Source organism: Psychrosphaera sp., from assembly GCF_982872775.1.
In genome coordinates, this window is sequence record NZ_CEYNSH010000056.1 from 1 (window position 1) to 14,774 (window position 14,774).

At 42.0% G+C, this 14,774-nt stretch carries 14 protein-coding genes and 1 tRNA gene; 4 read left to right on the top strand and 11 right to left on the bottom strand.

What is annotated here, in order from left to right:
- Positions 1 to 120: 120 nt before the first annotated feature.
- The 4 genes from fadR (at position 121) to AC4E96_RS12735 (ending at position 3,994) form a co-directional block, all read left to right on the top strand.
- The gene (fadR, locus tag AC4E96_RS12720) at positions 121 to 834 is read left to right on the top strand and encodes a fatty acid metabolism transcriptional regulator FadR (RefSeq protein WP_488034226.1); all 714 of its coding nucleotides are present in this window, start codon (positions 121 to 123) and stop codon (positions 832 to 834) included.
- Positions 835 to 972: 138 nt separating this feature from the next.
- Positions 973 to 1,290 carry a DUF1289 domain-containing protein gene (locus tag AC4E96_RS12725; RefSeq protein WP_490256082.1) on the top strand — a complete coding sequence of 106 codons (318 nt, stop codon included), beginning with the start codon at positions 973 to 975 and terminating at the stop codon, positions 1,288 to 1,290.
- A gap of 85 nt (positions 1,291 to 1,375) precedes the next feature.
- The gene (locus AC4E96_RS12730) at positions 1,376 to 3,481 is read left to right on the top strand and encodes a TonB-dependent receptor plug domain-containing protein (protein ID WP_490256083.1); all 2,106 of its coding nucleotides are present in this window, start codon (positions 1,376 to 1,378) and stop codon (positions 3,479 to 3,481) included.
- Between the two features lie 147 nt (positions 3,482 to 3,628).
- A complete protein-coding gene (locus AC4E96_RS12735; RefSeq protein ID WP_488034229.1) occupies positions 3,629 to 3,994 on the top strand; it encodes a hypothetical protein in 366 nt (121 codons plus the stop codon).
- A gap of 114 nt (positions 3,995 to 4,108) precedes the next feature.
- On the opposite strand, the gene AC4E96_RS12740 is transcribed toward AC4E96_RS12735, so the two are convergent.
- The 11 genes from AC4E96_RS12740 to AC4E96_RS12790 all read right to left on the bottom strand — a co-directional run bounded on the left by AC4E96_RS12740 (position 4,109) and on the right by AC4E96_RS12790 (position 14,700).
- Positions 4,109 to 4,675 (bottom strand): YceI family protein, encoded by a 567-nt coding sequence (locus AC4E96_RS12740; RefSeq protein ID WP_490256084.1) that lies wholly within the window; start codon positions 4,673 to 4,675, stop codon positions 4,109 to 4,111.
- A gap of 98 nt (positions 4,676 to 4,773) precedes the next feature.
- Positions 4,774 to 5,325, bottom strand: coding sequence for a cytochrome b (locus AC4E96_RS12745; protein WP_490256085.1), 552 nt, complete (start codon positions 5,323 to 5,325; stop codon positions 4,774 to 4,776).
- A 262-nt stretch (positions 5,326 to 5,587) separates the two neighbouring features.
- Positions 5,588 to 6,301, bottom strand: a complete 714-nt coding sequence (nth, locus tag AC4E96_RS12750) for an endonuclease III (protein ID WP_488032590.1) — start codon at positions 6,299 to 6,301, stop codon at positions 5,588 to 5,590.
- 36 nt (positions 6,302 to 6,337) lie between these two features.
- Positions 6,338 to 7,108 carry an electron transport complex subunit E gene (locus AC4E96_RS12755; protein WP_488032591.1) on the bottom strand — a complete coding sequence of 257 codons (771 nt, stop codon included), beginning with the start codon at positions 7,106 to 7,108 and terminating at the stop codon, positions 6,338 to 6,340.
- A complete protein-coding gene (gene rsxG, locus AC4E96_RS12760; RefSeq protein WP_490256086.1) occupies positions 7,109 to 7,891 on the bottom strand; it encodes an electron transport complex subunit RsxG in 783 nt (260 codons plus the stop codon).
- A gap of 11 nt (positions 7,892 to 7,902) precedes the next feature.
- Positions 7,903 to 8,973, bottom strand: a complete 1,071-nt coding sequence (gene rsxD / locus AC4E96_RS12765) for an electron transport complex subunit RsxD (RefSeq protein WP_490256087.1) — start codon at positions 8,971 to 8,973, stop codon at positions 7,903 to 7,905.
- Positions 8,974 to 8,978: 5 nt separating this feature from the next.
- Positions 8,979 to 11,105, bottom strand: a complete 2,127-nt coding sequence (gene rsxC / locus AC4E96_RS12770; RefSeq protein WP_490256088.1) for an electron transport complex subunit RsxC — start codon at positions 11,103 to 11,105, stop codon at positions 8,979 to 8,981.
- 15 nt (positions 11,106 to 11,120) lie between these two features.
- The gene (rsxB, locus tag AC4E96_RS12775) at positions 11,121 to 11,678 is read right to left on the bottom strand and encodes an electron transport complex subunit RsxB (RefSeq protein ID WP_488032595.1); all 558 of its coding nucleotides are present in this window, start codon (positions 11,676 to 11,678) and stop codon (positions 11,121 to 11,123) included.
- Entirely contained in the window at positions 11,678 to 12,259 is a 582-nt protein-coding gene (gene rsxA, locus AC4E96_RS12780; RefSeq protein WP_488032596.1) for an electron transport complex subunit RsxA, read from the bottom strand. Before rsxA ends, rsxB begins: the two co-directional genes overlap by 1 nt.
- A gap of 152 nt (positions 12,260 to 12,411) precedes the next feature.
- Positions 12,412 to 14,343, bottom strand: a complete 1,932-nt coding sequence (locus AC4E96_RS12785) for an EAL domain-containing protein (protein WP_490256089.1) — start codon at positions 14,341 to 14,343, stop codon at positions 12,412 to 12,414.
- Between the two features lie 280 nt (positions 14,344 to 14,623).
- Positions 14,624 to 14,700, bottom strand: a tRNA-Asn gene (locus AC4E96_RS12790).
- Positions 14,701 to 14,774: the final 74 nt, after the last annotated feature.

Below are 14,774 nucleotides of genomic sequence, written 5' to 3' on the forward strand. Positions count from 1 at the left end.
TGAGTCAAGCTGGGAAAAACAGCTTTTTGAGTGTTTAAAATAGGCCTTAAATTGTTTGGTTGTGCAATTTAAACCTTCTGGTACAATCAGTTTTAATGTATCCAGGAACGAAGTAGTAAAATGAAAATAATAAAGGCGCAGAGCCCAGCAGGGTTCGCCGAAGAATACATTGTCGATTCAATATGGAATAACCGTTTCCCGCCAGGGTCTATCCTTCCGGCAGAAAGAGAGTTATCAGAGTTAATCGGGGTAACACGAACCACTTTACGAGAGGTTTTACAGCGTTTGGCGCGTGACGGCTGGTTGACGATTCAACACGGCAAACCAACCCGAGTAAACAACTTCTGGGACACTTGTGGTGTTAATATTTTGTCTACATTGGCAAAGTTAGACATCGATGATGCGGTTAACTTAATCGACCAATTATTGTCAGCTCGTACAAACCTAAGTGCGATTTATATTCGTGGTGCGATCAAAAACAACCCTGAGCGTGTCATTGAGCTAGCCAAAGAAGCACTTGAAGTTGGTGACGACCCACAACAGTTTGCTGATGTCGACTATCGTTTAAACCACGAACTAGCTCACGCTTCTGGTAATGCAATTTATGTTTTAGTCCTAAACGGCTTCAAAGGCTTTTGGGAAAAAATCGCGTCCTATTACTTCTCACATGATGAAGCTCGTGAACTTGCCAAAGCGTATTACGCTGATCTAATCAAGTTTGCTGAAGCCGGTAAACACGACGACTCTATCTACATGATCCGTAAGTACGGTATTGAGTCTGGTAAAATCTGGCAACGCGTTCGTGAAGAATTCCCAACTTCATTAATTGAATAGCAGTGATGAAGTTGTTTGGGTGGTGAGCCTGGACTGCCACACACCAAGCTGCAAATAGCCTCGAATTTATTTCGGGGCTTTTTTATGCCAAAAAGGGACACGATTGCATAATGTACAAGCCTCGAATAGACTAAAGTTATGCCACAGTTAGAGCTTTTTCAAATACCTAGCCCATGCATTGGAGTTTGTGAAAACGGCCCCAATGGTTTTTGCTATGGTTGTTTTCGTAGCCGTGATGAACGATTTTATTGGACAAAATTAGCGGATGAAGAAAAGCGTCATGTTATTAAGTTATGTAAAATGCGTAAACGTCGATGGCTAGCGAAAAGAAAAGAGCAGGAGATCGAGAGTCACCAAATTTCAGAGTCAAGCATGGTTGATAGTCAATCTACAACGGAATCAGCCGGACAGACACCAGATTTGTTCTCGACGTTTGACAGTGACAATCAAAAATAAAAACGACCCGATGTAAACGGTTTTTAATATTAATACGTAAAGATAGAAGTTTTTAACCACCGTGCATTTTAAAAGGAATCCTTAAATGCCGAACTCACCCATTACACTTTCCTTTAAAAACCTTAGCTTGTTGTCTTTGGTTGTTTTGAGCTCCAGTCTTGCCGCCGATGAGGTCGCAACCAACGACGCAGAAGAGCCTGTCAAAAAAATAGAAAAAATTCGAGTTATCGGTGCTAAAGATGCTGGACTTGAGTTGAGCTCAGAAAAAATCTTAAAAGTACCGGGTGCGGGTAATGACCCAATAAAAGCTATCGAGAGTTTACCGGGTGTTGTTCTCGCCCGAGGCTTTGCTCCTGCAGTCCGTGGTAGCTCACCTAATGATATGTACTATCAGTCTGATGATGTTCCAGTCGGTAACGTATTCCACTTAGATAGCTTTAGCACGTTTCATCCTAATCTAATTCAGAGCTTCGAATTGAAAACCGGCGCGTGGGAAGCTGAGTTTTATGATGCAGTCGGTGGTGTCATTGATACCAAATTGCGTGACCCACAATTTATCGAACCGACAGTTATTTTTGATTTGAGCTTTTTACGTACTGGTCTGTTATACGAAAGCCAAGTGTCAGAGTCATCTGCGATGTACTTTGCGGTTCGTCAAAGTTTAGTCCATTTATACATCGAAAATATCTTAGAAGACGATGAAGACTTTAGCTTTGATCAGGCGCCTATTAACAATGATTATCAGTTCAAGTTTATTACTGAAATAGACCCTGACAACAAGCTCACTGTGCAAGCAACGGGTTCAACGGATGAAGTCGCATTACTATTTGATGATGAGTCGAATGAAGTAAAACAGAACCCTGACTTAGCAGGGCAGATTGGCGCTGATCAGTATTATCACAACCAAAGTGTTATTTGGAGCAATTACAGTGACTTAGGTGAAACCAAAACCATCGTAAATCGCTTAGTACGAAGTGGCGATATCGTCATTGGCCAAATCCTCGACTTGGATGCAACCACCACAGATTATTTATTCAAAGTATTAAACAACCAAAGCGTTGATGATGGTGAGCTGTTTTTGGGTGCTGAGGTTCGCAATCAGCAAGTTGATTATGCGGTGAAAGGCAAGCAACAACCTTGTAACAATGAGTTTGAAGTATGCCCACCGACGTTTTACAGCGAAACTGAATTTGAAGAAAGCGAAATAGACATTAATTTTGCAGCGGTGTATGCAGATTATGATTGGGATGTCAGCGCCGATTGGACTGCCAAAATTGGCGCTGTGTATTCTTACAACGATTATACGGAAGAGTCATTCTTAGAGCCTAGAGCTACGTTACGTTGGCAAGTCTCTGATGATTACAAAGTAAAGCTCGCAGCAGGGCAACATCATCAATGGTTTAGGCAATATAAATACCTCTCCGAGCAATTTGGTGCCAAAGACTTGGAATTGGTGACGTCTGATCATTATGTCGCTGGATTAGAGTTTGTTGGGGACTCCGATTATGCATGGCGATTTGAGGTGTATTACAAGGAAATGGATAAGCTTATTGTCAGCAACCCAGAATTACAGTCACGAAGCTTAACCGAGCAACCTGCTAATGGCGGCAATGCGGCGAATTATCTTAATGCGGGCGTGGGTGATGCTTATGGCGCTGAATTTTTGATAAATAAGGCCATTTCAAACAATTGGTATGGTTGGCTGAGCATTGCTTATAGTCATACCGAACGATTTAATCCATTAACTGGTCAAGAATTTGATTTTGAATACGACTTGCCTTGGATAGTTAATATGGTGGCCAATTATGAAATTAATGAAAAGTGGCAATTAGGTGGTCGCTGGCGCTTACAAAGCGGCAGTTTGTATACGCCAATTCTTGGCGCTACTCCTGTTTATCCACTTGATGATAATGGTCAGGAAGACAGGACTCAGGATGTGATTTTCTATGATCCAATTGAAGGCGAGTTCAATGCTGAACGCCTCGACTATTTCCATAGGCTAGATGTTCGTGTCGACTATCAAACCCAGTGGTGGGGCAAGGATACCAATGTCTACTTTGAAATCCTAAATGTGTACGGACAAAAAAGCGTAGAAGGTTATGAATACAACGCCGACTACACTGAGAGAGAAGAGGAGTATCAATTCCCTGAGTCTCCAATTCCTTCAATCGGAATCCAAATAACATTTTAACCTTTGAAGATAAAAGCAAATAATAAAAATTGGCTAGTCTAGGGCGTTAATTAAAAGAATTCTCTTAAATCAGCGTCCTGTTTTAATCGTATTGATTTTGTACAAAAAACAACCTAGTGTTTAATGGACAACAACAAGGAGTTTTTTATGAACAAGTTCAATATGTTAGCTGTTTCTGTTTTGGCGATAACCTTAGCTGGCTGTGGTGCGACCGCTAAACTAGTCAAACACCCAAATAAACCTCTTTCTAATGACTTTAATCCATCCGGTGTTTCACTCAATGATTCTGGAGTGGGAATAGTCAGTTATAAAGGTTATGGCAGTGAAGATAAATTAATGGCAAGGAGAGAAAAGGCCAATGAGTTGGCGACTAAATCTTGCGGTGGTGAGTTTGACGTATTAAAAGAAAAAAAATTGAAAACTACGGACCAGTTCGCCAATACAAACTCTGGTGAAGTTTCTTTCAATTCATTTAGCAGCGAGCATATGTACGTCATTTACAAATGTAAATAGTAGTAAATACTAAATTCCTGATCGATATTCATGTCCGACAAAATCGCTCTTAAAATAGAGACACAAAAAAGCAGAGCCTAGGCTCTGCTTTTACTTATCGAGTAATCAAACAGGTTATTGTCTGATGCCTTCAATATGAAGTTCTAATTGAACGTCTCCAACCCAAGCGCTCTTGAAGTCGTAATCAGCAACGTTAATAGTTGTTGTACCAGAGAAACCAGCACGATAACCGCCCCATGGATCTTTACCTTCACCAATTTTAACTGCATCAATAACGATTGGATTTGTTACACCGTGAAGCGTGAAGTCACCTTCTACTTTAAGTTTGTCGTTGCCAAGGTCTGTAATCTTAGTACTTACGAACTTAGATTTAGGAAACTTATCAACAGAAAGGAAGTCATCGCTACGTAAGTGTTTGTCACGTTCAGCGTGGTTACTGTCAATTGACGCAGGGTTAATATTAACCACAATTTTACTGTCGTTAACTTTGTTTGAATCAAAGTCAAATTCGCCGTCAAACTCGTTGAAACGACCTGTTAACCAGCTGTAACCTAAGTGGCTAGCTTTAAAGTTAATGAACGCGTGCGCACCTTTGATATCAATTTTGTACTTTGCTGCATCAGCGACAAAACTAGTACCTAATGCGGCAATGGCTAATGCTGAAACGAATAACTTTTTCATTTTGTATTCCTTTTGTTTAAAAGTAGTGTATCTAAATTAAATTTTTATTGAGGAAGACCAATTGTGGTTTCCCTATCAATTCTGTCAGGTTTTTGGCGTTAATCCTTTGGGTTGGCTTTTAGCATGCGAACCAACGTTTTATCTTTGTCTACGAAATGGTGCTTTAACGCTGCTAGCGCATGAACAATAGCTACCCCAATCAAACCATACGCTAGCCATTCGTGGATCTTGCCGGCAATGTCTTCTTGGTTTTCGACGATTTCACCAAAGCCCGGAACTTCAAACAGACCAAACCATTCAATACCGCGACCGTCAGCAGTTGAGATCATATAGCCGCTGACCATTATAGCAATTAATAATAAATACAAGGTGATATGTCCAGCTTTGGCCGCATGCTTTTCGATTGGCTTAGTTGAAAGAGAGCTAGGTGTCGGAGAAGCCACTAGCCAACCCAATCGAAATAGCGTCAGAGCAAATAAGGTAAGACCAAATGATTTATGAAGATCAGGAGCTGTGCGATACCACTCACTGTAATAATTTAAATCGACCATCCAATAGCCAACGGCAAACAAACCAATAACAGCTACCGCACTGACCCAATGAACAATAATATGAATCCAACCAAAATTTGTATCACTGTTTTTTAACATTGCTCGTACCTTCTTATGATGCGTTTTGTTAAACCGCTCTTAAATTTGATGAGATAAGTTTAACTTTAAAAAAACTAAAGTAAATTGATAAAAATTGCACAAACCTTTCTATTTTTTAGAAGTAATAAACGTCTATCTGTAACTTAATTCAAGCGCTTTTGGTCTGGCCAAGTTGATGAAACGGGTAAAATTGTTTTCAGTGTCTATCTAGATAAAAGCCCACAAATGTGGGCTTCTTAATGCTATTGACGAAAATATAAACCTATTTCTTGCGACTTTTTGTCAGTTTCTTCGCTTTCTTTTCTTTTTCTTTTAATACTTCATTTATAAAGCTCTTACGGCCAAACTGACGGGTGATAATACATTTGTCTAAATCAAAACCACGGGCAGGGCAGTATTCACGGCCATAAAAGATGATTTGTAAATGAAGGTCGTTCCATTTTTCTTTTGGAAAGAGTCGCTTGGCATCACGCTCGGTTTGCTCGACGCTTTTGCCGTTAGTCAAACCCCAGCGGTACATCAAGCGGTGAATGTGGGTATCAACTGGGAAGGCAGGAACATCAAAGGCTTGTGCCATAACAACGGATGCGGTTTTGTGACCAACGCCAGGCATGGCTTCCAAAGCTTCAAAGTCTTTTGGCACTTCACCACCGTGTTGTTTAATAATCATGTCTGATAAGTGCCAAATACCTTTAGATTTCATTGGTGAAAGGCCACAAGGCTTGATGATGGCTTGGATCTCTTCTATAGACATCTTGACCATATCGTATGGATTGTCGGCCTTAGCAAAAAGCTTAGGCGTTATTTGATTAACGCGCTCATCGGTACACTGTGCCGATAATAATACCGCAACCAATAAAGTGTATGGGTCAGTGTGATCAAGAGGGATAGGCACTTCAGGGTATAAGTCTTCAAGAATGTCGATAATGGCCTGAACTTTCTCTTTTTTACTTATTGTAGATTGTAACTCTGTCATATTTACCACTCTGTTTGTCGGCGCTATCGCGACTCATTACCCAACGGTAGTGACACGTGCTCGTTCGACTTTCTTTTCTTTTTTCTTTTGTTTTTGGGCTTGTTTAGCATCAATGACATTCTTGATGGCGATGATTAAACCCATGCCAATAAATGCACCTGGCGGTAAGATAGCCAATAAAAATTGTTGTTCGAATTCAAAAATTTGAATTGTCATATCTGTTGCCCAGTCACCAAATAATAAGTGTGCACCATCAAACAAGGTGCCTTGACCAATGATTTCACGTGCACCGCCCAATAAAACAAGTACAGCGGCAAAACCTAAACCCATCATTAAACCGTCAACGGCCGACTCAACTGGGCCATTTTTAGAAGCAAACGCTTCGGCACGGCCAATAATCGCGCAGTTAGTTACGATAAGGGGAATAAAGATCCCCAGTGACAAATAAAGACCAAACGTATAAGCGTTCATTAGCAATTGAATAATAGTTACAAAGGACGCAATGATCATAATGAACACTGGAATACGAATTTCTTTTGTGACCCACTGTTTCACTAAGCTGACAGTTAGGTTAGAAACAACCAAAACCAATAAGGTTGCTATCGCTAAACCTAAGGCATTGATAAAGGTGTTGGTGACGGCTAATAGAGGACACAAGCCAAGTAGCTGAACAAGTGCAGGGTTATTGGTCCACAAGCCGGAGCGAATGATTTCTTTCCAATCAGTGGCTGGCAGTGATTGTTGTTCGATGTTTTCATCGTCAATGTCTGCTGTATTGTCGACAGGAGAAGTCGTTTGTGTGGTCATTTAGCTGTCCACCTTTTCATCAATAGTTGGTGCTAGTTCTTCACTTGCCTCTGGTATAGCAGGGGCTTCAATCGCGCAATCATTTGGTGCGTCAAATAAGTTTTGGAATTCGGTTGAAGCATAATAAGTGCTAACACGCAGTTGGTTTACAATGGCTCTAGGCGTAATGGTTGCGCCAGTAAATTGATCGAACTGGCCTCCATCTTTTTTGATGAACCACTTAGGATCAGTGTCAGATTGGATTTTTTTATCGTTGAAAGACAATACCCAGTCCGATTTAGACAATTCAATTTTATCACCAAGGCCAGGTGTTTCTTGGTGTTCAAGAGTACGAACACCCTGAACAATGCCTTTAGCATCGACAGCAGCAATCATATTGATTTTGCCATTGTAGCCGTTAGGTGTTTGAGATTGGAAAATAACAGCATATGGCTTATTTTCTTTTGTCGCACGGTACACGGTTACGGCCTTATCTGTGCCGGTCAGTTGTGAGTCATTGACGATAGTACAGTTATATAAAGGGTTATTATCAAAACGGGACTTGTCTAATACTTGGGTAAGTTTATTCAGGACGTTTTGTTGTTTTTGTAGCTCGATAACAGGTTTTGTCAGTAAATGCGTGAGTGCGACAAAAAAGGTACACACTGCTGCGAATGCAGTCAGTAACAGGGCATTTTTCTTGGTTGTTAACAAAGTTGTATTTGCAGATACATTCCTTGCGTTTTCGCTATCAGGCATTTGTTCTTCAGCGGAAGTTTGATTTTTTGATTGATGATCAGACATGAGAATACCTATTAACCTTGCTTACGCGAATGGCCGTAAACGCGTGGCTGAGTATAGTGATCGATTAGAGGTACACACATATTGGCGAGCAATACGGCAAAGGCAACGCCATCCGGATAACCGCCCATATGACGAATAATAAATACCAAGAAGCCAATCATGGCACCAAAAATTAAACGACCTTTAGGTGTTGTCGATGCTGATACAGGATCAGTCGCAATGAAAAATGCGCCAAACATGGCTGCACCAGTAAATAAATGCATCGTTGGCGGATAAGTCATATCAGGTGAGACAGCGATACTTATGAACGAGCAAGCAAATAAAGCGCCCAACATGCCCACAGGGATGTGCCAACGGATAACACCTTTGAGAATTAACCAAATGCCGCCAAGTAAATAACCAAGGTTGATCCACTGAGAAGCCACTCCACCATATTCACCGTAAATAGGCAGGTTTAGAATTTCAGTCGCGGTTTGTTGTTGACCCACTGCGTTTTTGAAGTGATCAAGTGGCGTGGCCATGGTTGAACCATCCACTAAAGTTCGTAGCTGTTCGATGCTGTAACCTTCAACGCTAAAGCCAGTAAAGACGACATACAAGGCATCCATAAAACCCATTTGGTTTAGCATTAACTCTTGAGGCGGCAGCCAATTGGTCATCGCCACAGGGAAGGAAATAAGTAATACGACATAACCTGCCATTGCAGGATTAAATAAGTTAAAACCGAGGCCACCGTAGAGTTGTTTGACGAGAATAATGGCAAAACCGACACCAATCACACTGACCCACCACGGAGCCAGAGATGGGATGCTGAGAGCCAATAACAGACCTGTTAAAATAGCAGAGCCGTCAGACAGGGTACGACGAACTTTCTTTTCACGAAGGCTTAAAATCAATGCTTCTGCTGCTACTGCAACGGCGATACACAAGACTAATTGTATCAATGTACCCCAGCCAAAAAAGTACATTTGGGCAAGTAGACCAGGAATAGTCGCATAACAGACGGTACGCATGACTTGATTCGTTGTCATACCCATCGCACCGTGTGGCGAGCTTTTAAAGATGTTTGAAAATAACGACATCTGGATTATTTACCTTCTGCTTTTTTTGCTTTCGCTTTGGCAATCGCGGCGGCAACTTTTTCTTTGCGAATCTGTTCTGGTGTTTTTGCTTCAGCGTTATCATCGGAAGTGCTGGCAGAGTTGTCTGCGTTTGATCGCTGTTGCTCTTGTGCCTGTTTTTCTGCTTTCTTGGCTTTTGCCCGAGCGATGGCTTCTGCGACTTTATCTTTTCTTGCTTGCTCTTCTGGAGAAATTTCAGGTTTAGTTGCCTTTGATGACTGCTCTTTAGTTTGTTCCTGACGTTCTTCTGATGAAGGTGAAGTATTGTTCGATTTGGCTTCTTCTGCGGCCTTAGCGGCTTTTTTAGCTTTGGCACGAGCAACGGCTGCGGCGACTTTGTCTTTTTGAGACATTGACGATTCTGATGCAGAATCTTGAGCGTCTGTTGCTTGCGAAGAGTCTTTTTCTTTGGCTACTTCAGCAGCTTTGGCGGCTTTCTTCGCTTTAGCACGAGCAAGCGCCGCGGCGACCTTGTCTTTCTGTGACATTGGCTCTTGCGCTGAAGCCTCTGTATTTTGAGCGACCTCGTCTTTTACCGTTTCAGACTTCTGTTCTTTTTTGGCTTTTGCACGAGCTAGCGCGGCGGCAATTTTGTCTTTCGCGCCGGTGTCTTTTTCCATCGCTTTAGCACGCTTTTCTGCTGCCGCTTTGTGTTTCTCAAGACGTTCTTGTTTTTCACGCTCAAGTCGAGCTTGGCGTTGCTCAAAACGAACTTTGGCTTTTTCGGACTTGATGCGTTCTTGCTCGGCTTCTCTAATTTCCGCTTTACTAGAGCGGTAATATTGAACGAGTGGAATTTGGCTTGGACATACATAAGCGCAGGCACCACACTCGATACAATCAAAGAGGTTGTACTCTTCTAGTTTCTCGTGATCTTTTGCTTTCGCGAACCATTGTAACTGTTGCGGTAACAAATCTGCAGGACACGCATCTGCACACAAGCCACAACGAATACAGGCCTGCTCTTCTCCTTGTGGAGGCAGTTTGTAAGAAGATGGCGCGAGAATACAATTGGTGGTTTTAACCACTGGCATGCTTGGGTCTAAAATCGCAAAGCCCATCATAGGGCCGCCCATGATCACGCGTTGTTCTTGTTCTGGCTCGAAACCGGCAAACTCTAATAAATCACTCACTGGGCTGCCTAGTTTAGCCCACACATTTTGTGCCTTGTTCACGCGCTCACCGGTAATGGTGACGACGCGTTGAGTCAGAGGCAAACCATCAATTACCGCTTGTTTTACGGCAAATGCGGTTCCAGTATTTTGCATGACAATTCCCAAGTCAGCCGGAATACCACCACTTGGAACTTGTAATCCTGTTAAGACTTGGATCAGTTGTTTTTCGCCACCAGAAGGATATTTAGTCGGTACAACTCGCACTTCAATATCATCAAATTGACTTGTTGCCGCTTTCATCGCAGCGATAGCTTCTGGTTTATTGTCTTCAATACCAATCAATACGACTTTAGCATTGACAATATGTTGTAAAATTTTGGTGCCGGTTACGATATCCGTAGCGTGTTCACGCATGAGCGTGTCATCGGCAGTAATATATGGCTCGCACTCGACCGCATTGAGAATAAGGACATCGATGTCTTTTTTCGGGTGCATTTTGATGTGGGTAGGGAAGCCTGCACCGCCCATGCCACTGATACCCATTTGTTTAATTTGGTCAATTAGGGTGTCTTTATCTGCGTTTTGCCAATCACTGAGCGGTTTTGGATCTACACTTTGCTGAACGTCGTCAGCGTCAATAATTACCGTCATTTCTGGTTTTGCAGAAGGGTGTGCCGACACATGAGGGGCGATTGCACTGACCTTTCCTGAAACAGGAGAGTGTACCGGAACTGTCATAGTTAGGTTGGCACCCGTCAATGCTTGGCCTGTTTTAACGGTGTCACCGACTTTTACAATAACATCATCGGTCGAGCCGATATGTTGTTTAACGGAAACGTAATAACGTTTTAACAACGGCATAGTTGCGATAGGTAACTCGTTGGACAGAGACTTTTGTTCTGGCGGATGAATGCCTCCAGGAAAATCCCAGATCTTTTGTCTTTTAACTTGCTCTAGTAGACTTAATTCGGATTGCAAAACGTTACCTAACTCTTAATTTACATTCTTAACTGGGATTAGCGGTTCATTCCATTTCCAATGGGTCATTGGACTCTGTACTGGAACCATATCAATACAGTCGACTGGGCAAGGGTCAACACATAAGTCACAGCCAGTGCACTCGTCTACGATTACTGTATGCATTACTTTAGATGCACCAACGATGGCATCAACCGGACAAGCTTGTATACACTTGGTACAACCAATACATTCATCTTCACGTATGTACGCAACCTTTTTAACGTCTTCTTCGCCATGAGCTTCATCTAGTGGCTTAGCGTCGACTCCCATCAAGTCGGCTAGGTGCTTAATCGTTGCTTCACCGCCTGGTGGGCATTTATTGATTTCATCACCATTGGCAATAGCTTCGGCGTATGGTTTACAGCCAGGATAGCCACATTGACCACATTGAGTTTGTGGCAGTAAATCATTGATTTGATCAACCAGCGGGTCCGCTTCTACTTTGAATCGTTCAGAAGCATACCCCAAGATGGCACCGAAAATAACGGCCAAAAGAGCTAAGGCGAGGAGGGCAAAAAGAACTGTATTCATTAAAACGACACCAATCCAGCGAAACCTAAAAATGCAAGTGACATAAGACCTGCAGTGATCATTGCAATGGCCGAACCTTTAAATGGAGCTGGGACATCCGCAAAAGCAAGTCGTTCGCGCATCGCCGCAAACAAAATCAATACTAACGAGAAACCAACGGCTGCGCCAAATCCGTAAACAATAGATTGGGTAAAGTTGTGCTCGGCGTTTACATTAAGAAGTGCAACACCTAATACTGCACAATTTGTTGTTATAAGCGGCAAGAAGATCCCAAGTAATCGATACAGTTTGGGGCTTGTTTTGTGGACAACCATTTCGGTAAATTGGACCACGACCGCAATCACTAAAATGAAAGAAATCGTACGCAGGAATTCAAGACCAAGCGGTTGCAAAATAAAGCTATTTATTAGGTAGCTAGACATCGACGCTAGGGTCAAAACAAACGTCGTCGCCATTGCCATTCCTATAGCCGTTTCGATTTTACTTGAAACTCCCATGAAAGGGCAAAGGCCCAAAAACTTTACCAAGACAAAGTTATTGACCAGAACTGTACTTATAAGAAGAAGGAAATATTCAGTCATCAGCGTCACTACCGTTATTTAATCCCGCTATTATCCTGTTTTATGTCTCGTTTAACAACATACGATTTGTAGGGAAATATGGGTTTATAAAAAAAGCGCCGAATTCGACGCTTTATCCATTATTTTTTGAACTGCGAGTAATAACAAGCCCGTTAAAGCGGGCCCGGTTTGCCAATATAATACCCTTGGCAACCATCGATAAATAGCTTTTCAAGAACATGTTTTTCTTCTTGAGTTTCAACACATTCCGCCAAAACGTTTACACCAATTCGGTGAGACAGATCAACAATCATCCGAATGAAGTACTGGTTATTCTTTTCATCTTCGATATCACGCGTATAGCTACCATCAAGTTTGATGAAATCTGGCTTAAGCTCTTGGAAAAACTTGAATGAAGTAATCCCGACACCGAACTTCTCTACCGTTACTCGAGAGCCAGCACGGTGGATCATGTCGATAAAGCGACGGCTTGAGTTAATATTTTGCTGTAAACCAAATTCAGAGATCTCAAATATGAGTTTTGTTGCAATGTTGGCTTCTTTCAATAAACGGCGTTCTAACCAGATCATGAACTGCTCGTTGTGAACAGAAGCTGGCGTAAGATTAATACCAAAAAACTTATCGGCCATGCTCTTGGTTTTGATCATGGTGAAGACTTTTTCAATAATTAAGCGGTCAATATCGACAACTCGGTTGAGTTTTTCAGCCATCGCGAGGAATGACGCGGTAGGAAGAACTTGTCCGTCTTCTGATTTAAATCGAGAGTAAACTTCTGTATAGGCTTTACTGCCTCGGTTGGCTGCTTGAATCGGTTGATATAACAATGTGACGTTGTCTTTTGCGATAACTTCATCAATGATCTGACGCCAATTTTGATTACCAAAAGCAGAAGTGGCACTTTGGGTAAGGTTCGAGTCTTTGTGAATGTGCCACGCATTAACGTGCTTGGTTTGAGCTAAACTGATCGCCGTATCCGCGGAGGCAAGCAGCTCACCCAGTGGCTTTTCTTTTGAATAGGTGACAATTCCCATGCTACCAATCGCTGGTAACTCTTCCGTTCGCATGAATTCATTCAAACGAGAATGAACCGTTTGTGCCATTGAGTCTGCTTCTTTGATAGTAATGTTTGGAATAACGATACCAAAGTCCGAGCCATTTAAGCGGTAAATATTCGCACCATTATAGGTATTGGCGACGGTAGTTAGGATTTGCGCCAATCCTTTAATGTACTTGTCACCTTCTTGATAACCTTTGCTCTGGTTAATGTGCTGTAGTTCGGTTGCACGAACCAACGCAAGCACACCGAATGGATTGGATTTGTCTGAATTAGTGACTTCAGTCTCAAAAAATTCGACAAATTTAGTTCGGTTAGGTAGGTCAGTGAGACTGTCTTTAAAGGCTTCTGACTTTAATTCACTGGCTGATTTTTCATATTCAGATAAGGTTGAATTAACAAACTTTCCAAGCTGCTTCAATGCCCCAACAGTAGAAGAGAATTGGACGGGGAAGGTCTTAAATGCTTGGCTTGCATCGATAGATTTGGTTTTAATGAATTGGCGTATAACGGTAGCAATGCTTTCAGATGCCTTGGTAAACGTAACCTTTATGTATGACTTAAATAAAAGGAAGTTTGCAAGTATAAGAATAAGTGGTAGTACAAACGCAGCGACAACGACTTTAAATAAAGGGGTAAGCAGCTTGTCGTGGTTTGAATGGAATTGAATAATTAAGGTTCCGCCATTGGCCGAAACGGTTCTTGGTACCGTATATAAATCAGTTGCTTTTAATAATTGGGCTAGGGCGGTTTGTTCAGTGAGGGGACGTGCAAAAGAATACAACTGGTTCCCATCTTGATCGCGAATAACAAGGAAGTCGAGCGGCAGCCCTGCTTTAATTTGCTGCGAAAGTAGCTTCGGGTCATCAGTCAGATTATTATCTGCCAATAGTTGCACTAATTTTGTATTTTCAATCTGTTGGTGTTCAATCAATCCTGACACAGTGATTAAACTGGCAACGACCAACACAAGGCCGATAAATATCCCGCTAACTATTTGAATGATAAGCAGATTTCTCAGCTTGTTCATTGATGCTCCTTGGCTAAACCAACTAAATTCCTGACTATTGTGAAAATGAATCAGACGACAGTAATTGTTTAAGTAAAATGATCTTACTTATTAAATCAGAAAAATTTAGTTAAATAAACAATTTAGAATGGATACTTAGATACTGATAAGAATAGTATAGATAACGTAGTTGCTGTGTAAACTTTAAATAAAACGGCACACTAATACTACACGGCTTTCTTTATTATTGGGCGAGTCTTAATCAAAGATGAGTAAAGTGACAAAGAGATTGAAGCGATATTGGCTCCCCCTCCCCGACTCGAACGGGGGACCTGCGGATTAACAGTCCGTCGCTCTAACCAACTGAGCTAAGGGGGAACAATGGTCGTTTATAAAGTGGCTCCCCCTCCCCGACTCGAACGGGGGACCTGCGGATTAACAGTCCGTCGCTC

Bases quoted from the DNA above. Each gene is read 5' to 3' on its own strand.
- fadR (WP_488034226.1), top strand. From the start codon at position 121: ATGAAAATAATAAAGGCGCAGAGCCCAGCAGGGTTCGCCGAAGAATAC.
- AC4E96_RS12725 (WP_490256082.1), top strand. From the start codon at position 973: ATGCCACAGTTAGAGCTTTTTCAAATACCTAGCCCATGCATTGGAGTT.
- AC4E96_RS12730 (WP_490256083.1), top strand. From the start codon at position 1,376: ATGCCGAACTCACCCATTACACTTTCCTTTAAAAACCTTAGCTTGTTG.
- AC4E96_RS12735 (WP_488034229.1), top strand. From the start codon at position 3,629: ATGAACAAGTTCAATATGTTAGCTGTTTCTGTTTTGGCGATAACCTTA.
- AC4E96_RS12740 (WP_490256084.1), bottom strand. From the start codon at position 4,675: ATGAAAAAGTTATTCGTTTCAGCATTAGCCATTGCCGCATTAGGTACT.
- AC4E96_RS12745 (WP_490256085.1), bottom strand. From the start codon at position 5,325: ATGTTAAAAAACAGTGATACAAATTTTGGTTGGATTCATATTATTGTT.
- nth (WP_488032590.1), bottom strand. From the start codon at position 6,301: ATGACAGAGTTACAATCTACAATAAGTAAAAAAGAGAAAGTTCAGGCC.
- AC4E96_RS12755 (WP_488032591.1), bottom strand. From the start codon at position 7,108: ATGACCACACAAACGACTTCTCCTGTCGACAATACAGCAGACATTGAC.
- rsxG (WP_490256086.1), bottom strand. From the start codon at position 7,891: ATGTCTGATCATCAATCAAAAAATCAAACTTCCGCTGAAGAACAAATG.
- rsxD (WP_490256087.1), bottom strand. From the start codon at position 8,973: ATGTCGTTATTTTCAAACATCTTTAAAAGCTCGCCACACGGTGCGATG.
- rsxB (WP_488032595.1), bottom strand. From the start codon at position 11,678: ATGAATACAGTTCTTTTTGCCCTCCTCGCCTTAGCTCTTTTGGCCGTT.
- rsxA (WP_488032596.1), bottom strand. From the start codon at position 12,259: ATGACTGAATATTTCCTTCTTCTTATAAGTACAGTTCTGGTCAATAAC.
- AC4E96_RS12785 (WP_490256089.1), bottom strand. From the start codon at position 14,343: ATGAACAAGCTGAGAAATCTGCTTATCATTCAAATAGTTAGCGGGATA.